Source organism: Gilliamella sp. B3801 (assembly GCF_026536645.1).
In the GTDB taxonomy this organism is placed as follows: Bacteria; Pseudomonadota; Gammaproteobacteria; order Enterobacterales; family Orbaceae; genus Gilliamella; species Gilliamella apicola_I.
On the sequence record NZ_JAFNNR010000003.1, the window covers coordinates 209,856 to 235,041 of the forward strand.

General features: G+C 36.3%; 22 protein-coding genes and 1 other RNA gene. 5 read left to right on the top strand and 18 right to left on the bottom strand.

Annotated features, from left to right (window positions below):
• Positions 1–259: 259 nt before the first annotated feature.
• The 4 genes from purH to rlmB all read left to right on the top strand — a co-directional run bounded on the left by purH (position 260) and on the right by rlmB (position 6,572).
• Positions 260–1,852 carry a bifunctional phosphoribosylaminoimidazolecarboxamide formyltransferase/IMP cyclohydrolase gene (gene purH, locus J3U14_RS03770; RefSeq protein WP_267350572.1) on the top strand — a complete coding sequence of 531 codons (1,593 nt, stop codon included), beginning with the start codon at positions 260–262 and terminating at the stop codon, positions 1,850–1,852.
• A gap of 45 nt (positions 1,853–1,897) precedes the next feature.
• On the top strand, positions 1,898–3,190 hold the full coding sequence (gene purD, locus J3U14_RS03775; RefSeq protein WP_267350570.1) for a phosphoribosylamine--glycine ligase: 1,293 nt from the start codon (positions 1,898–1,900) through the stop codon (positions 3,188–3,190).
• Between the two features lie 199 nt (positions 3,191–3,389).
• On the top strand, positions 3,390–5,819 hold the full coding sequence (gene rnr, locus J3U14_RS03780) for a ribonuclease R (protein WP_267350568.1): 2,430 nt from the start codon (positions 3,390–3,392) through the stop codon (positions 5,817–5,819).
• Positions 5,820–6,572 (top strand): 23S rRNA (guanosine(2251)-2'-O)-methyltransferase RlmB, encoded by a 753-nt coding sequence (rlmB, locus tag J3U14_RS03785; protein ID WP_267350567.1) that lies wholly within the window; start codon positions 5,820–5,822, stop codon positions 6,570–6,572. It abuts the gene before it with no gap.
• A gap of 269 nt (positions 6,573–6,841) precedes the next feature.
• Here the strand turns inward: rlmB and J3U14_RS03790 are convergent, their stop codons facing one another.
• From J3U14_RS03790 to J3U14_RS03855, 14 genes are all read right to left on the bottom strand, one after another.
• A complete protein-coding gene (locus J3U14_RS03790) occupies positions 6,842–8,302 on the bottom strand; it encodes a catalase (RefSeq protein ID WP_267350565.1) in 1,461 nt (486 codons plus the stop codon).
• Positions 8,303–8,596: 294 nt separating this feature from the next.
• The gene (locus J3U14_RS03795) at positions 8,597–9,142 is read right to left on the bottom strand and encodes a 5-formyltetrahydrofolate cyclo-ligase (protein WP_267350563.1); all 546 of its coding nucleotides are present in this window, start codon (positions 9,140–9,142) and stop codon (positions 8,597–8,599) included.
• A 24-nt stretch (positions 9,143–9,166) separates the two neighbouring features.
• Positions 9,167–9,349: non-coding RNA, 6S RNA (gene ssrS, locus J3U14_RS03800), on the bottom strand.
• Positions 9,350–9,405: 56 nt separating this feature from the next.
• A complete protein-coding gene (gene zapA, locus J3U14_RS03805; RefSeq protein ID WP_065559560.1) occupies positions 9,406–9,699 on the bottom strand; it encodes a cell division protein ZapA in 294 nt (97 codons plus the stop codon).
• 7 nt (positions 9,700–9,706) lie between these two features.
• The gene (gene dxs, locus J3U14_RS03810) at positions 9,707–11,569 is read right to left on the bottom strand and encodes a 1-deoxy-D-xylulose-5-phosphate synthase (RefSeq protein ID WP_411590082.1); all 1,863 of its coding nucleotides are present in this window, start codon (positions 11,567–11,569) and stop codon (positions 9,707–9,709) included.
• Between the two features lie 15 nt (positions 11,570–11,584).
• A complete protein-coding gene (gene ispA / locus J3U14_RS03815; RefSeq protein ID WP_416380135.1) occupies positions 11,585–12,457 on the bottom strand; it encodes a (2E,6E)-farnesyl diphosphate synthase in 873 nt (290 codons plus the stop codon).
• Positions 12,447–12,692 (bottom strand): exodeoxyribonuclease VII small subunit, encoded by a 246-nt coding sequence (xseB, locus tag J3U14_RS03820; protein ID WP_267350558.1) that lies wholly within the window; start codon positions 12,690–12,692, stop codon positions 12,447–12,449. Before xseB ends, ispA begins: the two co-directional genes overlap by 11 nt.
• A gap of 126 nt (positions 12,693–12,818) precedes the next feature.
• Positions 12,819–14,189 carry a DNA recombination protein RmuC gene (gene rmuC, locus J3U14_RS03825; protein WP_267350556.1) on the bottom strand — a complete coding sequence of 457 codons (1,371 nt, stop codon included), beginning with the start codon at positions 14,187–14,189 and terminating at the stop codon, positions 12,819–12,821.
• 2 nt (positions 14,190–14,191) lie between these two features.
• Positions 14,192–15,166, bottom strand: a complete 975-nt coding sequence (epmA, locus tag J3U14_RS03830; protein WP_267350554.1) for an elongation factor P--(R)-beta-lysine ligase — start codon at positions 15,164–15,166, stop codon at positions 14,192–14,194.
• Positions 15,167–15,228: 62 nt separating this feature from the next.
• Positions 15,229–17,586: a glucans biosynthesis glucosyltransferase MdoH gene (mdoH, locus tag J3U14_RS03835; protein WP_267350553.1), complete on the bottom strand. Its 2,358-nt coding sequence runs from the start codon at positions 17,584–17,586 to the stop codon at positions 15,229–15,231.
• Positions 17,587–17,596: 10 nt separating this feature from the next.
• A complete protein-coding gene (locus J3U14_RS03840) occupies positions 17,597–19,159 on the bottom strand; it encodes a glucan biosynthesis protein G (protein WP_267350551.1) in 1,563 nt (520 codons plus the stop codon).
• A gap of 18 nt (positions 19,160–19,177) precedes the next feature.
• Entirely contained in the window at positions 19,178–19,843 is a 666-nt protein-coding gene (locus J3U14_RS03845) for a hypothetical protein (protein WP_267350549.1), read from the bottom strand.
• A 150-nt stretch (positions 19,844–19,993) separates the two neighbouring features.
• Positions 19,994–20,230 carry a YecH family metal-binding protein gene (locus J3U14_RS03850; protein ID WP_065559551.1) on the bottom strand — a complete coding sequence of 79 codons (237 nt, stop codon included), beginning with the start codon at positions 20,228–20,230 and terminating at the stop codon, positions 19,994–19,996.
• Positions 20,231–20,458: 228 nt separating this feature from the next.
• On the bottom strand, positions 20,459–22,402 hold the full coding sequence (locus J3U14_RS03855) for an exoribonuclease II (protein WP_267350547.1): 1,944 nt from the start codon (positions 22,400–22,402) through the stop codon (positions 20,459–20,461).
• Between the two features lie 130 nt (positions 22,403–22,532).
• Here J3U14_RS03855 and J3U14_RS03860 point away from each other — a divergent pair, with 130 nt between their 5' ends.
• Positions 22,533–23,288, top strand: coding sequence for an alpha/beta fold hydrolase (locus tag J3U14_RS03860; protein WP_267350545.1), 756 nt, complete (start codon positions 22,533–22,535; stop codon positions 23,286–23,288).
• Between the two features lie 3 nt (positions 23,289–23,291).
• On the opposite strand, the gene J3U14_RS03865 is transcribed toward J3U14_RS03860, so the two are convergent.
• From J3U14_RS03865 to J3U14_RS03880, 4 genes are read right to left on the bottom strand one after another with little or no spacing between them, the layout of a single operon-like run.
• The gene (locus J3U14_RS03865; protein WP_267350543.1) at positions 23,292–23,618 is read right to left on the bottom strand and encodes a type IV pilus modification PilV family protein; all 327 of its coding nucleotides are present in this window, start codon (positions 23,616–23,618) and stop codon (positions 23,292–23,294) included.
• Positions 23,605–24,036: a DUF2509 family protein gene (locus J3U14_RS03870; protein ID WP_267350541.1), complete on the bottom strand. Its 432-nt coding sequence runs from the start codon at positions 24,034–24,036 to the stop codon at positions 23,605–23,607. Before J3U14_RS03870 ends, J3U14_RS03865 begins: the two co-directional genes overlap by 14 nt.
• A complete protein-coding gene (locus J3U14_RS03875) occupies positions 24,023–24,583 on the bottom strand; it encodes a prepilin peptidase-dependent protein (protein WP_267350539.1) in 561 nt (186 codons plus the stop codon). The genes J3U14_RS03870 and J3U14_RS03875 overlap by 14 nt, the downstream gene beginning before the upstream one ends.
• A complete protein-coding gene (locus J3U14_RS03880) occupies positions 24,577–25,056 on the bottom strand; it encodes a prepilin-type N-terminal cleavage/methylation domain-containing protein (protein WP_267350537.1) in 480 nt (159 codons plus the stop codon). The genes J3U14_RS03875 and J3U14_RS03880 overlap by 7 nt, the downstream gene beginning before the upstream one ends.
• Positions 25,057–25,186 lie beyond the last annotated feature (130 nt).

Sequence of the window (25,186 nt, forward strand, 5' to 3'; positions counted from 1 at the left end):
AATTTTTCGGTTACTACCAATCAAACAATACTCTTTATTTTTTAAAATCAGATCACTTTTATAGCTAAAAAAGCTTGTTCTATTTTTCAAGGTAAATTTTCAAATGCTCCATATGCTAGGCTTAAAATGTTAGATTCGCTTTGCAGGATATAATTAAATTTATCAGAATATAAACTAATCACTAAACATCGATGATGCTTTTCTATATAATACCGATTCAATTGATTTGGATTTAAAGTATTAACTTCGGAGCCCCGTCATGCAGCAGTTTCGACCTATTCATCGCGCTTTACTTAGCGTATCTGACAAAACCGGTATTATCGAATTTGCCCAAGCTCTTCATCAACGAAACGTTGAACTTCTTTCTACGGGCGGTACCGCTAAATTGCTTATGAAACACAATATTCCCGTCATTGAGGTTTCAGACTATACTGGATTTCCTGAGATGATGGAGGGTAGAGTCAAAACACTTCATCCTAAAATTCATGGTGGAATTTTAGGGCGGCGAGGTTTAGATGATGATGTGATGCATCAACATCAAATTGCACCGATTGATATGGTCGTGGTTAACTTGTATCCCTTTGCTGACACCGTCGCTAAATCAGATTGCCGTTTAGAAGATGCCGTTGAAAATATTGATATTGGTGGCCCCACCATGGTACGTGCAGCGGCTAAAAATCATCAAGATGTCGCTATTGTTGTTGATTACAATGATTATGCGACCATTATTGAATTGCTGGATCAGCAAGATAATTCTCTTAGCTACCCATATCGTTTCAATTTGGCGATTAAAGCTTTTGAACACACAGCAAAATATGATGGCATGATTGCCAACTATTTTGGGCAGTTAGTGCCGCCTTATTATGGTGAAACCGATAAAGTGTCTGGACAATTTCCACGAACATTGAATCTTCAATTTATCAAAAAGCAGGACATGCGTTATGGTGAAAATGCACATCAAAAAGCAGCTTTTTATATTGATGAAGATATAAACGACGCATCAATTGCGACAGCTAAACAATTACAAGGTAAGGCACTTTCTTATAACAATATTGCGGATGCGGATGCAGCACTTGAATGCGTTAAATCATTTGATGAGCCAGCGTGTGTGATTGTCAAACACGCTAATCCTTGCGGAGTGGCTGTGAGTGACACCCTTTTGAATGCTTACTTAAATGCGTTTAAAACCGATCCAACGTCTGCTTTTGGTGGGATTATTGCTTTTAATCGTTCTTTAGATGCAAAAACGGCAACCAGAGTTATAGAAAACCAATTTGTAGAAGTGATTATAGCACCGTCAATTAATGAAGATGCACTTGCCATAATGCAGACGAAAAAAAATGTACGTGTATTAGCATGTGGTCAATGGTCGCAATCATCGAATAGTCGTTTAGATTTTAAGCGAGTAAATGGTGGACTGTTAGTTCAAGAACATGACTTAAGTATGGTCACCGAAAATCAATTGACAGTGGTGACCAAACGGCAACCAACTAAAAAAGAACTATCTGATGCACTGTTTTGCTGGAAAGTGGCTAAGTTTGTTAAATCCAATGCTATTGTTTATGCCAAAGACAATATGACCATTGGAATTGGAGCAGGACAAATGAGTCGTGTGTATTCGGCTAAAATAGCCGGTATAAAAGCGAAAGATGAAAATTTAGAAGTAGCGGGCTGTGTGGTCGCATCTGATGCATTTTTTCCATTCAGAGACGGCATTGATGCTGCGGCTAAAGTCGGGGTAACTTGTGTCATTCAACCAGGTGGATCTATCCGTGATGATGAGGTTATTCAAGCTGCTAATGAACATAATATTGCAATGATTTTTACTAATATGCGTCATTTTAGACATTGATCGTATAATATAAATGTCAGTTAAGAACAAATTAAAGGAATGGGTATGAAAGTATTAGTTATTGGTAATGGTGGTCGTGAGCATGCTTTAGCATGGAAAGCGGCACAGTCCCCTTTGGTTACAAAAGTTTTTGTCGCACCGGGTAATGCAGGTACAGCACTTGAGCCTAATTTAGAAAATATTAATATCAAAGCAAATGATATTAGTGGATTACTTAATTTTGCCCAGCAACAGCAAATTGATTTAACTATAGTGGGGCCTGAAGTCCCATTAGTACTTGGTGTTGTTGATAGTTTTCAAAAAGCTGGATTAAACATTTTTGGGCCAACTAAATCGGCAGCTCAGCTAGAAGGTTCTAAAGCTTTTACTAAAGATTTTTTAGCGCGTCACCAAATCCCCACAGCTGAATATCAAACTTTTACTGAAATTGATCCTGCCATTGCCTATATACGTGACAAAGGCGCCCCAATTGTGATTAAAGCCGACGGGTTAGCAGCCGGTAAAGGGGTTATTGTTGCCATGACCCTTGAAGAAGCTGAAAATGCTGTACGTGACATGCTAGCGGGTAATGCATTTGGTGATGCGGGTCATCGAGTGGTTATTGAAGAATTTTTAATGGGCGAAGAAGCCAGTTTTATTGTCATGGTTGATGGCAAACATGTCGAGCCAATGGCAACAAGTCAAGATCACAAGCGAGTCGGTGACGGTGATACGGGTTTAAATACGGGAGGAATGGGCGCTTACTCTCCAGCACCTGTTGTGACAGATGAGGTGTTTACCAAAGTTATGGAACAAATTATCTATCCAACCGTAAATGGCATGGCTCAAGAAGGCAATGTTTATGTTGGTTTTTTGTATGCAGGTTTAATGATTGATAAACAGGGTAATCCTAAAGTAATTGAATTTAATTGTCGCTTTGGCGATCCCGAAACCCAACCCATTATGATGCGTATGCAATCAGACTTGATTGAGTTATGTTTGGCGGCGGTAAATGGTCAATTAAGTAAGGTTAAATCCAACTGGGATCGAAGACCTGCATTAGGTGTCGTTATGGCGGCTGGTGGTTATCCAGGTGAATATAATATCCAAGATACAATCATTGGTTTACCTACCGAATCGACAGTTGATTGTAAAGTGTTCCATGCAGGTACGATTTTTGAAAAAGGGCATGTGTTAACTAACGGTGGTCGTGTACTTTGTGTCACTGCTTTAGGTGATACGGTATTGGAAGCTCAGCAACGTGCTTATCAACAAGTTGATAAAATCCATTGGCACGGCTGTTTTTATCGTCATGATATCGGTTATCGCGCCATTGAGCGTGAAAAAAACACTCAATAGATGAGTAAAACATAATTGAATTTATATCATTTATAGGCTTAGAAATGGCAAATTAGATTCGGTTTTGATGTTAATAATTCAGTTTTGTTTAGCTATGTAAATTATATCGATAAAGATTAGTAGTAAAAAGGAATGTTTATTTTAAGTTACATAACTCTATGTTATGCTACCAATTAAATATGATCTCTGGATATTCCTTATGATAAACGATCCATTCTATGAACGAGAAGCGCAGAAATATGATTCACCGATAGCCAGTCGCGAATTAATATTAGATTACCTAACCAAAGAGGCGAAGCCTGCTAATTTAGAAAAAATTGCCCAAGCCGTTTCCATTAAAACTGAAGAACAAAAAGAAGCACTACATCGCCGCTTACGTGCAATGGAACGCGATGGTCAAGTTGTGTTTACACGCCGTAAATGTTATGCACTGCCTGAAAAGTTAGATATGGTTAAGGGGAAGGTGATTGCACATCGTGATGGTTTTGGCTTTTTACGTGTTGAAGGAAACCCTGAAGATTACTTTTTATCGCCAGAACAGATGAAAAAAGTCTTACAAGGTGATGTGATTTTAGCCCAACCACTGAGTAATCAATATCGTGGAAAAACAGAAGCACGTGTTGTGCGTATTTTAGAGCCTCGCAGTAATTTAATTGTTGGTCGTTACTTTATTGAACAAGGCGTTGGATTTGTGGTGCCTGATGATAGTCGCTTAAATTTTGATATTTTAATCACTGGTAAACCGAAACGCACAGTACGCATGGGAACGGTCGTCGTTGTTGAGTTACAACAACGCCCAGAACGTCGTCAAAAAGCAGTCGGTGTCATTAAAGAAGTCCTTGGTGAAAACATGGGGACTAACTTAGCCATAGATATTGCCCTTCGTAATCATGAAATCCCATATGAATTTCCTAAAGCCGTTGAAAAAGAGGTGAGTAAATTTGGTGATGAAGTGCCCGAAAAAGCCAAAAAAGGGCGTAAAGATTTACGGGATCTACCTTTAGTTACCATTGATGGTGAAGATGCACGTGATTTTGATGATGCCGTGTATTGCCAAAAAAATCGTGGTGGAGGTTACCGATTATGGGTGGCAATAGCTGATGTCAGTTATTACGTCAGACCCGATAAAGCACTTGATAAAGAAGCCTGCTTACGCGGTACATCGGTGTATTTTCCTTCTCGTGTCGTGCCGATGTTGCCAGAAGCGTTATCAAATGGTCTTTGTTCGCTTAATCCACAGGTTGATAGACTATGTTTAGTTTGTGAGATGACCATATCAAATAAAGGTCGTTTGACCGGTTATCAATTTTACGACGCTGTGATGAACTCTCATGCTAGATTGACTTATACGAAAGTTGCGAAAATTTTAGATGGTGATGAAGAACTCCGTCAACATTACCATGATTTAGTGCCACATTTAGAAAACCTATATGGCTTATACAAAATATTGGATAAGTCACGAATTGCTCGTGGAGCGATTGGTTTTGAATCGGAAGAACCGAAATTCATTTTCAATGCCGATAAACGGATCGAAAGTATTGAGTTAGCACAACGTAATGATGCACATAAAATTATTGAAGAGTGTATGATTTTAGCTAATGTTGCAGCAGCAAAACTGGTGATTGAAGCGGACGTACCTGCTTTGTTTCGTGTTCATGATCGTCCTGATGAAGAGCGAATGAATAACTTACGTAGCATCTTACAAGAACTAGGATTATCGTTAGGTGGCGGTGTTAACCCAAAATCAAAAGATATTGCCGAGTTGATGCTAGCGATTGAAGAGCGTATTGATAGTGACATGTTACAGACAGTTATTTTACGTTCGATGAAACAAGCGATTTATGATCCAGAAAATCGAGGTCATTTTGGGCTTGCACTTAAAGAGTATGGTCATTTTACCTCGCCAATTCGACGTTACCCAGATTTACTGTTACATCGAACCATTAAGTGGATATTAGCCAATGAACAGCATAAAACCAGTAAGACAGGCGGGCATCGTTATACCATTAACGAAATGCTCTATTTTGGCGAACATTGTTCACTTACTGAACGTCGAGCCGATGAGGCAGTGCGTGATGTGGTTGATTGGCTCAAGTGTGATTATATGCAAGATCATGTGGGTGAAGTCTTTAATGGTACCATATCAAGTGTTGTGAACTTCGGGTTTTTTGTCAGATTAGATGATCTATTTATAGACGGTCTGGTACATGTTTCATCGCTTGAAAATGATTATTATATTTATGACGCTTCACGAAATCGTTTAATTGGTGAAAATACCCATTACAGTTACCGTTTAGGTGATAAAGTTAGCGTTAAAGTAGAAAATGTTAATCCTGAAGAAAGAAAAATTGATTTTGCCTTGGTCAGTAGTAATAATAGCCCTAAGCGTCAAGGTAAAACCGCAAAAACTAAGGCTAAACAGCTAAATGATAAAAATAATAACGATATTGCACCGGCTAAAAAGCGTAAAAGCAAAAAACAAGTAGTGAGTGGCAGCGTTAGAAAAAAGGTGAAAGCGACAAATAAAAATAAAGGAAAGCGCAAAAAGGTAGATAAAAATGCGGTTCAAATCGCATCGACATCAACAAGTAAAACGACTAAAAGTAAGAAAGTAAAGAGTAAAAAATAGATGAGTGAAACAGTTTACGGTATCCATGCTATAGAAGCACTTTTAACACGTGCCCCTGAAAGAATTATTGAGGTTTACATCGCCAAAGGGCGGGAAGATAAACGTCTTAATAGTCTTGTGCATGAAATAGAACAACTTGGTTTAATCGTGAAAATAACCCATCGCCAGTGGTTAGATGACAAATCTAAAAATGGTGTACATCAAGGTATTTTAGCAATAGTAAAACCCTGTCGTACCTATCAAGAAAATGACATTCCATTACTAGTTGAACAGCAACCCAATCCCGTTATTCTGATTTTAGATGGCGTAACAGATCCACATAATCTTGGTGCCTGCATCAGAACAGCAGACGCCGCAGGGGTTAATTTTATTATTGTCCCGAAAGATCGCTCGGCTCCGCTTAATTCGACGGCACAAAAAGTGGCTTGTGGAGCCGCTGAAAGTATCCCTGTTGTTCGGGTAACCAATTTAGCTCGTACTATGCGAATGTTACAAGACGAGTATCATGTGTGGATTGTGGGCACAGCTGGAGAAGCAGAACGCACACTTTATCAAACTGACTTTTACAAATCATCAACAAATATTCCATTGGCTCTGGTTATGGGCGCAGAAGGGGAAGGTATGCGACGTTTAACCAAAGAACATTGTGACGAATTGGTCAGTATTCCAATGGCGGGAATTGTGTCATCGCTGAATGTCTCGGTAGCAACGGGCATTTGCTTATTTGAGATAGTCAGACAAAAAATTAAATAATTAACTAGGATAAAAAGCTTGGTTTAGTTAAACCACTAACCAAGCTGTAAATAAAACAATATTTGATTGTTTTCTCAAGAAATTCTTCCAAATAACCATCAAAACAGTTTTATATTTATCTATGAATTTTCAACAATAGAGTTAAGTCCTGTTCGCCAGCCAAAATAAGAGTAAATACAAATAAATAGCCTGTTTATTTAACTTAGCGCTAAATGTATTAACCATACAGTGCCGATTAAGCAAAGTCGGCACTGTGGTTATAAGGTGAACTAACTTTTGATAAAATCGATTTCAATTCCTAACCCATTGGCAACACCAGAACCATAATCAGGGTGGACTTTATAAAAGTGTTTAAGCTGTCTAATTTGGATATCACGATCAACGTTTTTCATTGAACCGACAATATTATCAATTAGGAGCTGTTTTTGATCGGAACGCATTAAATTGAATAATGCGCGTGGCTGTGAATAGTAATCATCGTCAACACGATGATCATGTCTATCCATTGTACCAGCAGGCACATGCATCGGTGGCTCAGCATATTGTGGTTGTTGTTTAGGTGCGCTATCAACACTATTTGGCTCATAATTAGGCGCATTATCTGGTGTATAAAAGCGCATAGCTCCATCACGTTGATAATTGTGTACCGGACATTTCGGCGCATTGATCGGTAATTGTTGGTAGTTTGTGCCTATACGATAACGATGTGCATCGGCATAAGCAAAAATTCGCCCTTGTAACATCTTATCTGGCGATAACCCCGTTCCAGGCACGACATTACTTGGTTCAAATGCGGCTTGTTCAACTTCAGCAAAATAGTTTTCTGGATTACGATTAAGTTCCATTACGCCCACTTCAATTAATGGATACTGTTTTTGTGACCACACTTTTGTCACATCAAAAGGGTTTTCAGGATGATGATTGGCTTGTTCTTCAGTCATTACCTGCATGTAAAGGCGCCATTTAGGATAGTCACCGCGTTCAATTGCATTAAATAAGTCTTCTTGTGCTGAGTCGGGATTACTACCATCTAATTCGGCTGCTTTTTTAGGATGGATATTTTTAATACCTTGTTCCGTTCTAAAATGCCATTTAACCCAAGTGCGAACATTATCTTTATTAATAATACTGTAAGTATGACTACCAAAACCATGCATATGTCTAAAGCCGTCAGGAATACCACGGTCAGAGAACAGAATGGTGACTTGATGAAGTGATTCCGGTGACAAAGACCAAAAATCCCACATCATTTGCGGATCTTTTAAGTTGGTTTTAGGATCACGTTTTTGGGTATGAATAAAATCTGGGAATTTGAGGGCATCACGTATAAAAAATACCGGTGTATTGTTGCCAACAATATCCCAGTTACCTTGATCGGTATAAAATTTTACAGAAAATCCCCTAGGATCACGGGCTGTATCGGATGAACCTCGTTCACCGCCAACAGTTGAAAATCGGGCAAACACGGGAGTTTGTTTCCCCACTTTGGCAAAAATACTGGCATAAGTATATTGAGTGATATCATTAGTCACGGTAAATGTACCATGCGCACCCGATCCCTTGGCATGTACACGTCTTTCAGGAATGTTCTCACGATTAAATTGTGCAAGTTTCTCAATAAGCTGATAATCATCAATTAATACAGGGCCTCGAGGACCTGCGGTACGGGAATTTTGATTATCGGCTATTGGAGCTCCATTGTTGGTGGTTAAGGCTTTTTTTTCTGACATTGCTACACTCCTTTTTATTATAAAAAAAAGTCTTAAGAAATAAAATTCCACCATGAGTTAGAATATTTATTCCCTAAGACTTGAGTATGAAACAATAATACAAAACAAAAAAAGAACTAAAAGGATGAATAACATACTGTAAAAAGAAAGATTGTAATTTACAAATTATTACTTTTGAATAGCCATTGTTTAAAAAAACAAAGTTAAGAAATGAAGCGTAAATAAGTATACAACTATTCAATTTTAAATGATACAAATTTCAATCACTTTTTTTAATATAATTGTAAAGGTGATTCAGGCATAAATGATTTGAGGTAATTGGATATCCCAAGGTTGGTTGCTTAGTTGCTGAACTTTTTGGCAGGCAAAACCTAAACCTATAGGTAAAATTTGGTCTGCTTTATAATTAGCTAGCAAACGATCATAAAATCCGCCGCCCATTCCTAAACGATAACCTCGATCATCGAATGCAACTAAAGGAGTGAAAACAATATCTAATTTTTGATGGGGAATGACATTTAATACATTTAAAGCGGGTTCTAAAATACCATACTTATTTTTGATTAATTGACTGTTAGGCGTGTATTGAATAAAAAGTAAGTGAGTGGACACAAAAGGATGAATTATCGGTAAATAGACAGCTTTATTTTGCTGCCATAAATATTCAATAATAGGTTTAGTTTCAATTTCGCCATCAAAAGAGAGAAATATTGCGATATTCTTGGCTTGACCAATCGCAGTATGATCAGCAATTTTTTGGTAAATACGTTGCTGGGCAATTTGACGTTCATGAGGCGATAATTGACGCCTTTTTTGGCGAATAATCTGTCGGATGTTCATTAAGTTATCACTTATGAAGAAAAGGAAAACTCCAAGATGTCGTTAGGGTCGTAACCCTTGAACCCAAGGTTCAAGGTGAACAACGTGTTTTAATTTTTAGGTTTCCTTAATATTAAGGCATACACACCAATTAAAAGTCACATCATTCTAAAGTAAAGAATATCGGCTCAGGGGACTAACCCTTAATCGCGAACATCCCAGAGATGGGTAACATAATACAAAATTTGAAAAATCATACAATAGTATTTTTATTAAATTTACAATTAGAGTGATTCATTGTTAGAGTTTAAAGCCGAATCAAGTAACTGTTGTAATAATTTTAAGCGACCACTAAACTGATCACTCTTTTCTTTTTCTTTAGTCAGTTCGTAAGAGATATTCAGTGCAGCCGTCATAATTAGTTGATCACTTCCAACTTGTGGTGATTTTTCACGTAAATTTGTCAAGCGTAGATCGAGATCTCTCGCAGCATTATTGAGGGCGTCCACTTCATCAACTGGACAATTAAATTTTAACGTTCGTCCAAAAATTTGAATAGTGACAGCTTGAGTTTCCATATTTTACCTATTGATTTATAAATTTATTGATTTTATCGATAATATGTTCTGAGTTTAATCCCATTTCAGCCCTAATTTCACTTTGTGATCCTTGTGGAATAAACCTGTCAGGTAATCCAATGTTTAAAATATCACATTTTATTTTTTTCGATAACAGGAATTCATTGATGCTACTTCCTGCTCCGCCTTTAATACTATTTTCTTCTATTGTGACTAGTATATTATGGGTTTGGCTAATCTGCAAAAGTACTTTCTCATCTAATGGTTTTACAAAGCGCATATCAATAACTGTAGCATTAATTTGCTCGGCAGCTTGTAAAACTTCAGGGAGTAATGTGCCAAAATTGAGTAAAGCTATTTTTTCGCCTTCTCGGCATACCTTAGATTGACCTAATGGAATGGCATTTAAAGGTGCTAGCGGTGTTCCTGTTCCTTCTCCTCGAGGATAACGTACCGCTGCAGGCCCTTGATGAAGATAGCCAGTATATAGCATTTGACGACATTCATTTTCATCACTTGGTGTCATGATAACTAGATTTGGTATACATCTTAAAAAACTTAAATCAAATGCCCCTTGATGGGTTTCTCCATCTGCACCCACGATCCCCGCGCGATCTATCGCAAATAAAACAGGCAGATTTTGTATCGCAATATCATGAATAACTTGATCATAAGCACGTTGTAAAAAAGTAGAATAGATTGCCACAATCGGTTTAAAGTCACTAATAGCAAAACCTGCCGCTAACGTTACCGCATGTTGCTCAGCAATAGCCACATCATAAAACTGGTTGGGATAACGTTTAGCAAATTCAGTCATACCAGAACCTTCACTCATTGCGGGGGTAATAGCGATCAATCGCTCGTCCTTTTCTGCCATTTCACACAGCCATTCACCAAAAACTTGCGAATAGGTGGGTGCAATTTTTTTATCTAACGGGAAAGTTCCATCAATAGGATCAAACTTTGGTACACCATGCCAGAGTGTCGGGTTCTTTTCAGCTGGTTCGTAGCCTTTCCCTTTTTGTGTAATGACATGCAATAACTGAGGGCCTTTTAATTGTCGCACTCTTTGTAATGTGGAGACTAAATTTTCAATATCATGTCCGTCAATGGGGCCAATGTAATTAAAACCCAGTTCTTCAAATAAAATGGCAGGAGTGATTAAACCTTTTAAATGTTCTTCTGTTTTTTTAACTAACTCTTTTAATGGCGGAATATTGGAAAGAACACGTTTGCCACTTTCTCGAAAAGAAGTATAGGCCTTACTGGATAGAATTTGCGTTAAATGTTGATTTAATGCTCCGGTATTTTCAGAAATGGACATATCATTATCATTTATAATCACTAACATATCGGGTTTGATATGACCTGCATGATTCATTGCTTCAAATGCCATGCCTGCTGTTAATGCACCGTCTCCGATAATGGCTGCAACTTTTTGACCTGATTGTTTTTTTTGTTCACTAATGGCAATACCCAATGCTGCACTGATTGAAGTTGAAGAATGTCCTGTAGTTAATACGTCATATTCGCTTTCTTCTCGATGTGGAAAAGAATGTATGCCGTCTTTTTGGCGAATAGTCAGCATCTGATCACGGCGACCCGTTAAAATTTTATGTGGATAGGCTTGATGTCCAACATCCCAAATAATTTTATCGAATGGCGTATGATAAACGTAATGGAGGGCGACCGTTAATTCAACTACGCCAAGACCGGAAGCTAAATGTCCACTGGATTGACTTACACTAGTTAACAAAAATTGCCTAAGCTCACGACAAATCGCAGATAATTGCGAAAGCGGATAGCGCCTAAGATCGGTTGGAGAGTTAATTTGTTTTAATAGCGGATAATTATCTAAATTCATCTTTATTATTGAGTGAGTGTGTTAACTATTACGATTAATAATATAACTAGCAAGGTCTTGTAATGGCTTACTATTATAAGGTATTTGCTTCACACTATCGATAGCTTGTTGACAAAGTTGTTGTGTCAACTGTTGCGCATTTTTTAATCCCATTAAGGCCGGATAAGTGCTTTTTTCATGCGCAATATCTGAACCTTGTGGTTTTCCCATAATGGCTTGTTCGCCAATAATATCTAAAATGTCATCTTGAATTTGAAAAGCAAGTCCAATTGCCTTTGCATAATGATCTAAATTAGCATAATAAGGGATAGCTTGATTACCGCTCGCATAGGCGCCTAAGCGTATCGCTGCTTTTATCAAAGCGCCAGTTTTGTAGCAGTGAATTTTTTGTAAATGCTCAAGTGATATCGATTGGTGTTCAGCTTGTAAATCAAGTGATTGTCCTAAACACATCCCATCTAAACCACTTGCTTGTGCCAGTTCGGTTATCATTCTAATTTTGGCTTGATCATCGATGAATTGGCTTTCAGCTAATAATGTAAATGCTAATGATTGTAATGCGTCTCCGGCTAAGATAGCCTGTGCTTCATTAAATTGAATATGGCAAGTAGGTTTACCTCGCCGTAAATCATCATTATCCATAGCAGGTAGGTCATCATGAATAAGCGAATAGGTATGGATCGATTCAATTGCGGCTGCCGGTTCGTCCAAATTAGCAAGTGGACAACCAAACATTTGACCTGTTAAATAGACTAAAATAGGGCGTATTCGCTTACCACCAGCAAGTAAACTGTAACTCATAGCTTGTTGCAAAGTCGATGCCGATTTTTCTGATAAATACGATGTTAAAAAAGCATCAATACGATCTTGCAACGTTTTTAAGTTATTCATCATCATCCACTAAAAAATCTGACAATTCAGCTTCACTATTTTCAGATAATAAAATTTGTATCCGTTGCTCCGCTTGTTTTAACTGTTTTTGACCCGCTCTGGCAAGCTTGACCCCTTTTTCAAATTCATTCAATGCTTCATCTAGGGGTAGGTCACCATTTTCTAAATGTGTGACGATAGTTTCAAGCTGTTTCAGTGTTTCTTCAAAACTCGGTTCTTTAGTCGTTTTTTTGGGCATAAGGTAATCCTCTTTTTACTCAGTGAGTATACACGTTATTTTAAGAATGGTGAATGACACTTTATCTGTATATTCTAGCATTTAGCGATCTTCAATGCCTGACGTTCTTCATTATCAATACAATACCTACTTACCGTGATTATTTGAAATAGTCTCTTGTTTCTGCTCCAATTCATCTAGTGACACTAAAGCAAGATCAGGATCGATCGGTTTTTTAACTTCAACACCTAATTCCCGAAATTTTTCAATTTGACCAATGACGTTACCTCGTCCTTTAGCCAATTTATTCATTGAATTTTGAAATGTTTGTTGTGCTTTATCTAAACAGTTACCCAAATTTTCCATATCCTCAACAAAACCACGGACTTTATCATAAAGCTTACTTGCTCTATCGGCAATTAATTCGGCATTGCGATTTTGATATTCAAATCGCCATAGATTATGAATAGTTCGCAGTGCCACTAAAAGCGTGGTTGGACTGACTATCATAATATTATTTTTTAGTGCCTCATTGATTAATGAGGGATCCTGATCTATGGCACATAAAAAAGCGGGTTCGACGGGAATAAACATCAGAATATAATCTAACGAATTAATGCCGATAAGTTTATGATAGTCTTTTTGGCTAAGTTGTTTAAGATGATTACGGACTGCTATCAAGTGGTCTGACATGGCTTTAGCTTTGATGACCTCATCTTCGCCATTAAAATAGCGCTCATAAGCAACAAGGGTGACTTTTGAATCAATCACAACATCACCACCTTGAGGTAAATGTACAATGACATCAGGCTGTAATCGTCGATTATCGTCATTGGTTAGATTTACTTGTGTTTCATATTCATAACCTAAACGTAATCCAGAATTATCCAAAATTTGACTGAGGATAAATTCACCCCAATTTCCTTGAGTTTTATTATTTCCTTTTAAGGCATTAGTAAGATTAATCGCTTCTTTAGTCATAAGCTCATTGAGTTGCTGCAAATTACGAATTTCGTGTGTCAGTGTATGACGCTCTTTCGCTTCTTGACCAAAACTATCTTGAACTTGTTTTTTAAAGCCTTCTAACTGCTCTTTAAGTGGTGACAATAAAAAATCTAAACTTTGTTTATTTTGTTGTTCAATTTTTTTACCACTGTGTTCAAATATGCGATTAGCTAAGTTTTCAAATTGGGTTGTAAGACGTTGCTCGCTTTGTTCAAGAATAGTTTGACGTTCATGCGCAGAATTAAGCGTTTCTTCTAAGCGAGTTTTCAGTTCGCTAATTTTCATATTTTGAGCAACGTGTTGTTGTCGATACGCATTAAGTTCATTTTCTAACTGCATGACTTGTTTGACAAGAGTCTGCAATTCCTCTTTTTTCTGTGACAATTGAATATCAAATAATTGTTTGAGATTATGGCTCGTTAATTGGTACTTAAAAACGATTATTAATAAAATTAAGGATACACAACAAAAAATAATTGCAATCCAATCAATTAATCCCAACGCAGCAAGCATAATTAAGCCCTTTCAAAAGTAAATGATACCACATCAGCTAAGCTTTGAGACTCAAGCGCTAGCATGATTAGGCGATCTAATCCTACCGCAACGCCTGCACAATCAGGCAATCCTGCTTCCATTGCTGCTAATAATTCAACATCAATATTTTGTTGTGGTAAGTTTAATTTGGTGCGATCCAGATTATTTTGTTCAAATCGTAGCTTTTGTTCTTGCGCATTTGTCAGTTCTTTAAATCCATTGGCAAGTTCTACACCTTTATAATAGAACTCAAAACGACTTGCAACGCGATGATCTTCGGAACTGATAGTGGCTAATGCTGCTTGAGAAGCAGGAAAATTAAAGACAGCTATGGGTCTATCTTTCCCGATATGCGGTTCAACGCCTAAGGTAAACAAGCACTGTAATAATGAATCTCGATCATAATCTTCAGTTTTTATACCCATGTTGAGTTGATTTGCGGCAGTAATTAATGTTTGGTGATCTGCTTCGAGCGGGTCGATATTTAAATGACGTTGAAAAGCTTTTTGGTATGAAATCCTTTCAGCAGACTCACAATCTAAGACGTATTGTAATAGATCGTCGACTTCGTTGATCATTTGCATCATATCAAATTGAATTCGATACCATTCAAGCATAGTAAACTCGGGATTGTGAATTCGACTCACTTCTTCATGATTACGAAAGGATTTACAGATTTGATAAATAGGACCACTGCCCGCAGCCAGTAAGCGTTTCATATGGTATTCAGGACTGGTAATGAGCGTCATTTTTTGTCCTTGAGATAGTTCAAATTCGCCTGGTTTATAAAAAGTGGTATCAAAGGAACTTAAATGCACATCCGTGACAGCATATTGGCTTAAAGTTGGAGTTTCAACTTCTAAAATACATCGGTCAGCAAAGAATTGTCTTACTTGAGAAACGATTTTTGCGCGCTTAAGAAGGTTAGTGATAGATGCAGAAGGTTGCCAAGTCATAAAAAAATCCATGAGGGTTGATAATTCATAAAAAAGAAATAGGGCTAAAGCCCTATAAATTACTATTGACGCTCATTTTGCCATAATTGGAACAAATTGTCGTATTTTTCTTGTTGCAGCCAAATATGGCGATGCAATTGAGAAAGGATGAAAGGATCTTCTAAAATTGCCAATTGTTGTTCTTTAGTAATTTTTTCAAGATCTGTGTGTAAATAGTGATGAACTAATTCGTCACGTACTAATTGATTTTTTTCATTCGCTAAATGACGTGAAGTAGATAATGCACATGCCAGCGCATTATAAACCGGATCTACAAGTGCCATAATAAAGCCATGTTGCACAAAAGCAGCCTCGGTTTGTTGTAAATAATCGTCTGTCAATGTGACGGCACGAGTTGGATGCGTTTCTTCAGGGGTTAAAAATAAACCTGCTTTTTGAGCTTTGATTCCCACACTAGAAAGACCCGAAACACGAATAACCAATGGAGAAATAGTTAACGGTATCAGGATTGCAATGTACCAATAGGTAAATTGCGGGTTGAGCCAAATTATTATCGCTAACCAAATAATGCCTAATATTGACAGTGGCCAGCAAAAATAGAATGACTCGCCCCATGTTAACGCGTCATCATTTCGTGAAGGGGATTTCCACTGGATTTTACTACCCAACCATGCTTTTACCACAAATTTACTATGAAATATCATGCGGATAGGGGCTAAAATCATCGACCATATCATTTCAATAAGGATAGATAAGGTTAATTTAAAAATTCCACCTACGTCTTTTGCTCTGGTTTTGGCAATGATAATACCGTAGCTAAAAAATTTTGGCGCAAATAATAATATTAACGTTGTCGATAATAGTCTTATTGCTAACTGTTCATCCCATTTAGGCCAAGTAGGATAAAATTGATTGGATTGGTAAAAATATTGTGGTTCTGAAATGTTAAATACCAATAATAATAATGTAGAAAAGATTAAAAAGACCAACCATAAAAGTGACGATATATAAGCCATACCACTGGTCAAAAACATAATGCGGTGGGTGAAGGTAATTCCACTTTTAAAGATTAATCTTAAATTGATTAAATTTCCCATACACCAGCGATTATCTCGTTTAAGATCTTCAATCATGTTGCCAGGAAGCTCTTCATAGCTACCATTAAGATTATAAGCAATCCAAACTCCATAACCAGCCCGTCGCATTAATGTCGCTTCGACAAGATCATGTGACAATATATGAAGAGGCCCTTTACGTTTTTGTAAAGGCGATAAAATACAGTGTTCAATAAAGGGTTTTAAACGAATCATCGCATTATGTCCCCAATATTGTGCTTCACCCAATTGCCAAAAGTGAGTACCTGAACAAAATATATCACTATATATTTGATTAGCGAATTGTTGAATACGCCCATAGAGTGTTTTCATTCTGACTGACTTCGGAGGGGATTGCAAAATACCTGCATTAGGTGTCATTTCCATCATGGCAATCATTTTTAAAATACAGTCGCCAGTCATAATACTGTCTGCATCAAGAATCATCATATATTCATATAAATGACCCCAACGACGACAAAAATCATCGATGTTACCACTTTTACGTTTTACGCGGCGTTTGCGGTGACGGTAAAAAATTTGACAGCCGTTATCGGCTTTTTTAGCATTGAAATCAGCCCAAGCTTTCAGTTCATTAACATAAAGATCGGGATCATTGGTATCACTTAAAATGTAAAAGTCACAACATGCGGCATGACCGGTTTCGACGAGTGATTGGTAAGTTGCTTCTAATCCGGCAAACACACGTGCCACATCTTCATTACAAATTGGCATAACTAAAGCAGTGCGATGCGTATTGTCAATATGGGATGCAGGATCAGTTGGAATCGGTAGGGTGAATCGATCTTTACCTATGACCGCCAAAATTAATCCCATAATACTTGTCCAAAAACCAATTGAGATCCAACAAAACAAGATAGCAAAGAGGACTATTATAATTCCTTGAATAATATAGGGAATTACGTTATAAATTGCCAGTTCAGGATTTAGCTGCCAATTAGCCATAAAATTAATTTTGTCCCAACTTTGATAGGGTAGCAAAGAAGATAAATAATTTGTGCCTAAATAAGTTTGAATGGCAATCAACAAAAACATGATCAAACGCCGAATTGTGGCAATAAAACTTCTATTTGGCTTGGATTTTGCTTTGAAAGGTTTATTCCAAATTTGAGGTTGGATTGCTACACGCTCAATGCCTGGATAGGTAGGTTGTTGCTTTCTGTCATCATTAAAATCACAAGTATCACTAATTTGATGCAAGCGATACTTCAAAAATGCCACATCATCAGAAGGCATTTCCTGTTCATTTGATTTCTGACACCAGTTATCGGCGTCAGAAAGATGTGAAAAGTAATCATTTTTCATAGGATTATCACTATTGTGCAGGGTATTGACCACTCCATGTTTCGGATAAAATTTCGTTAGTTTTCTCAGAAGCTAATTGAATACGAATATCAGTGGCTTTTTTGTTATCTTCAACATTAAACCTTACAATGACACGCCATCCTTTCGTGACCGAATTATATTGTGAGTCTGTGCTAACAATCGATCCATTGGTGATACTTGAAATCACCTTAACAGGTATTTTATTGGATAATTGAGGTCCTGCAAAATCAATGACGTAAGCATTAGAACCATCAAGTTTACGAATTAGATTTGCCTGTTTGATATCGCCTAGCGATAAACGCGTACTAACTGCTCTGGCAACATTACTTGGATAACGTTGCTGATCATTTAACGTATAGTGTAATCGATAGCTAATATCAAGAACATCACCAGCATTGTACTGTTTTTTCGGAACCCAGAACGTTACGATATTATCGTTAGTTTCATCGGCGGTCGGTATTTCAACGAGTTCCACACGACCTTTTTGCCAATCGCCAAGAATTTCTGTCCAAACACTTGGTCTTTGCTCATAATGGTCGTCAAGGTCTTGGTAATCTTGAAAACCATTATCACGTTGAATCAAGCCAAATTGTTTAGGGTTTTCCAAGCTATAAGATGAAAACGACAGACGCTTAGGATTGTTTAACGGACGCCAAATCCATTCATTATTGTTGGTTAAAATGGATAACCCATTGGAATCATGCATTGCAGGGCGATAATTCAAAATTGGCGAAGGTTGATTTGGCCCGTATAAAAACATACTGGTTAAGGGTGCAACACCAAGTTTTTTTACTGATGTACGGAAGAACACTTTAGCTTCAACCGTGACAGTGGTATCAACACTTGGGATTAACGTTATTTTGTATGCACCTGTTACACTAGATGAATCAAGAAGCGCATAAATCACTAAATGTTTCTGATTCGGTTCGGGTCTTTCTATCCAAAATTCTTTAAAACGAGGAAACTCTTCTCCCGATATTTCACCTGTATCGATAGCAAGCCCTCTCGCTGAAAGACCATAGATTTGGTTTTTACCTATTGCCCGAAAGTAACTACCACCGAGTGCAGTAAAAACTTCATCATCGGTTTTGGTTGGCGAATTGATAGGATAATGTACTTTAAATCCCGCAAAGCCTAAATTTTTAGTATCTAATTTATCTAAGTGAATCTGACTAAGGTCAAAATAACTAGGATCATATTTTATTTCTTGAGCGTGATTATTGACGACCTCATTAATCTTAACGGGGGTATCGAAATACATACCTTCATGATAAAACTCAAGTTTAAAACGAGTATCTTCATCATTCCAATAAGCTTTTTGATGATTAAATTGAATTTTCTGATAGTCTGCAAATTGTAATGATGCAAGTTCACTCGGGATATTTTTGGATGGTTGCTGATAAGCTTTTTTTGACAAGTCTTTAGCTTTGTTTATCACATCCTCATACGAAAATGCCCAAGAAGAAAAGCTAATTAACGAAACAGCACACACGCAAAATATTTTGCATGTGACTGTTTTATAAAATTGGCTGTTTGGCAATAAATTGTGCATAAAATACTCACATTGGGTTTATCTAAATATATTGAAATAATTAATAATATTATCTTTTGGATTGCCTAAACACTTTTCAACATAATCGTTTTTCATTTCTAAAATAATACTTGGGTTTTGGTCAATCAAAAAGTGAGCATAATTATCTTTATTGATTTTAGAATAGAGTGCTGACATATCTTGCTCAGACATTTTAAATAAGGGTTGATAGTAGTTGGCAATCTTGGTTGTATCTTTTGTATAAATTGCCGAGACAAAATCAGCAGAAAGATCACAATAATTTTTGATATTGCTGCGAGATGCCTTGATTTTATTCAGTTCAATTTGACGCTCAGCTTCGTTTTCTTCAGTTATTTTTTTGAGTTGCAGATCAGATTTCAGCTTATAATATTCAGTCAAATAAAAATTTAAAACACAAAAGGCTGAATTATTATCATTTTTACACGTTAGCAATCCTCGCTTAATAACATAGTTATTAAAATTTTTGTTGCCAATTAATTGAGCTAGTTGATTTTTTGCACTAACAACATAGGGATTGTTATATTCAGTTTTATTTTGTAAAGCCAATAATTGATCTGTTTCAGTATTCCCTTCAGCTTTTTTCTGTGACAAATCAGATCGAAGTGCGCAACTTGAAACAAGAATAGCAACAATGGCACATGTTAAAATATTACTTATTTTCATATATAAAATTCCATGAACTTATTCTTGAGTTATAATTCAATAGGATGCTATATAGCTATTATTAAAAAAATTATATACTTTTTTTTATAATAACACTTTATAACAACGTATTTTTTTGTAAAAAATGTGATAGAACTTACAACTTTATCATTAGTGGTGACAGATCTTCTGAATATTAACTGTAAATTGTGTATTTGTTACAGGTGAAAATTTTGCTTTCGCTTTCAAAAAAGCAATCAGTTCAGATGCATTCATATCTGTTTTAGAGCAAGTATGAAATTTAGCATGTTTTCCAAATCGTTGTTCAATAGCTGCCAGTAGAGATAATTCTGTGTAGCTATTCCCTTCCATCATTTGTAAAACTTCATGACCATGAATTGATACCATAAATCCCTCTTGATGTTACCGATTAATGCTATAACAACGACACTTTTATAACCCATTTATCTTATAAAAGCAATGTTTTAACAAGGTTGGGAAAGATATCAGATCTTATCACGAAACAAAAGGATTTAATCGTTAAGATATTGTCAATATATGATGCCTTGATGCTAAATAATTACAGCATTAGGTAAAGATTAATTATCATTAATCTGCAAGGCATCATATTTTTAATTATTCATTAATATTTGTTAATTTAACGATAATTGATTGATTTTCATTTTTTACTTGAAAGATAGAAACAGGGATAATATCTGTGAGTTTATAACCGATGTTATCGTTTATTTTAATCACGCCTTCATCGGGTAATGAAACGATTTCTTCCCTTACAGAATGTAGCATGGATAAAGGTAAAAAAGCATAAGCACCAATATCGGTAAGACGAACTCTGGCACCGCCACGATTGATATCCACAATTTCAGCTGTGTATGTTTGACCAATTTTATCTGATAAGTATTGAGCAAATAGATTTTCGGCCATATCTCGTTCTGCCAATCTTAACATTTTTCGCCGTTCATTCATGGTTTTGAGTTGATTTGTATCCGGTGGTGTTAACGCTTCCTGGCGCATATAAGCTTTCAATAAACGATGATTAACCATATCGCCATATTTACGAATTGGTGATGTCCAAGTTGCATAAGCGTCAAATCCCAATCCAAAATGAGGTTGAGGTTCAATTGAAAAATCAGCCGGACTTTGGAATTTTCGTAATCGCATGGCTAAAAACGGATCATTATCAATGATGCGACGAAGTTTTATATAACCTGCAAACGAAGTTAGTGACGTTTTATCAAACTCAGTTATCCCGTTGTCGGCTAGAATTTTTAATATTTGATCCAGATATTTGGTGTCAAAACCGGTGTGAATATTATAAATACCAAAACCAATGTTTTCATTTAACATCGTGGTTAATGCTTGGTTTGCAATCACCATGACTTCTTCAACAATTTGATTAGCGATGCGACGCGGTTCTTTTATGATAGCTTCAACTTGGCGATTTTCATCAAGTACGAAACGGTAGTCGGTTACATCCTTAAAAACAAGTGCATTTTCTTGTCGCCAATTTATTCTGACCTTAGCTAAATTGGCTAAAATATTAAGTTGTTCGGGTAAAGATGAATGACTTGAAGATAATTGCTCATTGTTTTCCAAGAAGTCAGAAACATTGTGATAAGCAAGTTTGGCTTTCGATTCTATCCAAGCAGAGGTAAAACTGATGCTATCAAATAAGATATTCCCTGATGAATCAAGTTTTAGCTTGCAGACCATTGCCGGGCGTTTTACATTCGCTTGCAAAGAACATAAATCATCGGCTAACTCTTTAGGTAACATTGGAATATTGAAATCGGGAAGGTAGGTCGTAAAATTCCTCATTTTTGCAATATTATCAATATCACTATCTTTCAAGACAAATGCTGTGGGATCGGCAATGGCGACATGAAGATTAAAATTACCTTGTTCATCCATATTAACCGAAATCGCATCATCCATATCTTGAGTGTTTTCACTATCTATGGTAAAAAAACAGATGTCAGTTAAATCTTGACGATTTTCAAGCTCTTTTTGAATAATCGATAAAGTATCAGCTTGCGGTACTGTTGTTTCTAAATTATAACGTGCTAGTGTTTTAAGCCATAATTTGTATTTTGAATCATCTTCAACGATGAAGTCGGTAATGGCTGCAACAAATTTTTTTTTGTCTGCGTTCAAAGGATGTGAAATTAGTGTTGCAACGACCCAGTCATTTTCTTTCAATTTTTGTGGAAGTTGACTATTTACTTTGCAGGGGATCGAAAAACTACTAGGCATGTTTTCTGGATAGATAACCATTGAACGGTCATGGAAACCTATTCTTCCAATAAATGATTCTAATGCGCTTTCAAGTAATACTTCAGGTTCAAAAGATTCTTTATCGTTGTTTTTGACAACGATTCCAGAAACTTTGTCGCCATGACAAACGGTTTTCATTTTAGCCATTGGTATAAAATAACTGGTTTTGTTATCAACGTCTAAAAAACCGAATCCCTTCTCATGGGCTCGGACTGTGCCTTCAATGCGTGGCGTTTGTTGATGAAGCTCTTGCTTTAATTGTGCGAGTAATGGGTTATTTTGAAACATATGACTTAATATATAATGAAAATAAGTGCTGAATTCTAACACATTTATAGCTTATATTGTTACAGAATTAATCACTAAATTATTATCAACTATTGGAATAAATTTTAAACATAAATATTAGAGTGGAAATATGAAACTAAACTATAAAATTCAGGGCGAAGGACAGCCTATTTTATTTTTGCATGGTATGTTTGGTAGCTTGGATAATTTGAATATGTTAGCAAAAGATTTTGCTCCGCATTATCAAACTATTCAGGTCGATCTGCGTAATCACGGACTTTCGCCGTGGTCAGATGAAATGAATTATGACGCTATGGCTAATGATGTTGCTGAGCTTTGTCATGAATTACAATTGAAAAATCTTATAATTGTCGGCCATTCAATGGGTGGAAAAGTGGCAATGCAATTAATTCGAATTGTGCCTGAAATTATACAGAAAGTTGTCGTCATGGATATTGCACCCGTTAAATATTTACAGTCGCCTAATTTTGATGTTATTCAATCATTAGAAAAGTGTTGTTCACAGCACATTACTGATAAAAAACAGATTATGCATATTATGGAGCAACAAGGTGTGAATACAGCGACTATCTATTTTTTATTAAAATCATTTAAAAACGATCACTGGCTATTTAATGCTAACATTATTGTTAAAAATTATTCTGATTTAAGTGATTGGCAAGCAGACGCGCCCAGTATGAAACCCATTTTATTTATTCGTGGTGGGAATTCAACATACATAGCTGATCAATATTTGGATACACTGTTTTCGCAATTTCCACAGGCTAAAATTGTAACTATTGAAGGAGCCGGTCACAATGTTCATGCTGAAAAAACGGCTCAAGTGTTAATGGCATTGCATGAGTTTATCGAAAATAAGATTTAATTGTTATTGGCAAAATAATCGTTGTTGCTCACTTTTATCATAATTAGGTATAGTAACGGTTATGATTACCAGTGTACATTGATTATTATAGGTTTTATTTTGTACGAGGTATGTCCAATGTGTTGGAATAATATGTTGGGCAATATCAGGATAGCTATCGAGTAATTGGAAGATAACCTGATCAGCATGTAGTTTGTTGGTAATGTAATGGCGCTGATGAAATAAGGCTTTTTCCATCTGCATAAAACTAAAAAGAATGATTGAAAATAGTAGTGAGGCGATCAATACTTCAATCAAACTAAAACCGCCAGCATGTTTATTCACAATCATGACTTCTTTTCTCTGGGCAATAATCAAGCCACTGTCCTTTATGAACGATGAGTTTGCCATTGTCTAAATGCGCTAAAGTATAAAGAAAAAATCCATTAGCTTCTCCTCGTACTAAAATGGCATTATCGTGACTCAAATTCGATTGTTTAATACAAACTTTTAATTGTAAATTTAGCTCATGTTGGCATTGCCAATGGGGTTTAGGGCGCTGCCAACGTTGGGTTATTGCCCAACTTAATGATGAACTGGCGGTATTAAATTGTTGATAGTATCGTCTTTCTGTCATGGCAATTTTTTGCCATGATGCAACTAAAATATGAAATCCGAACAATAAAGATAAGCCTATTATCATTAAAATAATCACCATAACAATAGCACTAAACCCCGATTGGTTAACAAAACGATTACCTGTTTTCATTTTTGATTATCTTGGTAAGGTGATACTGAATATGAGCATGTTTTTTTAATTCAGCAGTTAACTTTATTTCAATTGTCTGACTGCGTTGCTTGATACTAAATTGTGTGACGTTCACATCATTTGGATCAAACAGGCGTTGCCAATTCAAACCATCACATTTTGTGGCTGCGTGTTTGTATTCAAGATTATTTTGGTGATAGCGAAAAGTAAAGACATCAAAATAAGTAGAATATAAAGAGTTGCGACTCCCATTATCACCTAATCCACTGTCATAACGAATAACAATACAATCTTGTCGATCATTAATTTCAATGGGTTTAAATTTTATTTCTGTAGAAATATGATGCGTAAACCCAGCACGCTTAATATCTTTAGATAAGCCAGCCAGTGCTTGATGAACTGTTTGTTGTAAATGTGATTTTAAATAATCATCACTTAGCCGCATTTGGAGTTGTTGATAACATTGACTTGTGCCAATCAAAATTAAACTTGCTATCATTAAACAGATTAATACTTCAAATAGCGAAAATCCTGATTGTTTTAACATGGAGGCATACCGGATAGATAACCTTGCTCATAACAAAAGCGAACCCTTCCTCGAAATGAGATAAAAATTTTTGTTTCGCCTATCTGATTATGAAGTTGTAAAGAAGCTGTTTGTGCCATGTTTCTTCGTCCCCAAAAGGAAATGATTTTTTTATTGGTTAAACCGCTTATTTCCACCGAATTGTTGGGTTTAATATATCGTAATTCACTCTCCATACAGGAATTGGGTTTATCGCCTTTACTGGCAACTAAACACCAAGGCGAGGAAAAAAGATAGAAATGATAAGTATGATTATAAGTGTATGCGTTAATTTGCACTTCGTTAAAAAAATGCGTTAATTGTTTAGTGGTGGTAAGTAATTCTTCTTTAAATTGTAACGTTTTCCATTGTGTTACACCAATGGAAGCAAATATGGCACAAATGCCCACAACAACGATCAACTCTAATAAAGAAAATCCTGAATTTTGCATCATACATATTGGTTAAATTAGCGATATGATGATAGTAAATAATGACATTCAAATAATGATTTTTTATTGTCAAAATTGGAACACATTTCACAAATTAATGTCCTTTTTATTAAACAGTATTAAGATGATATGA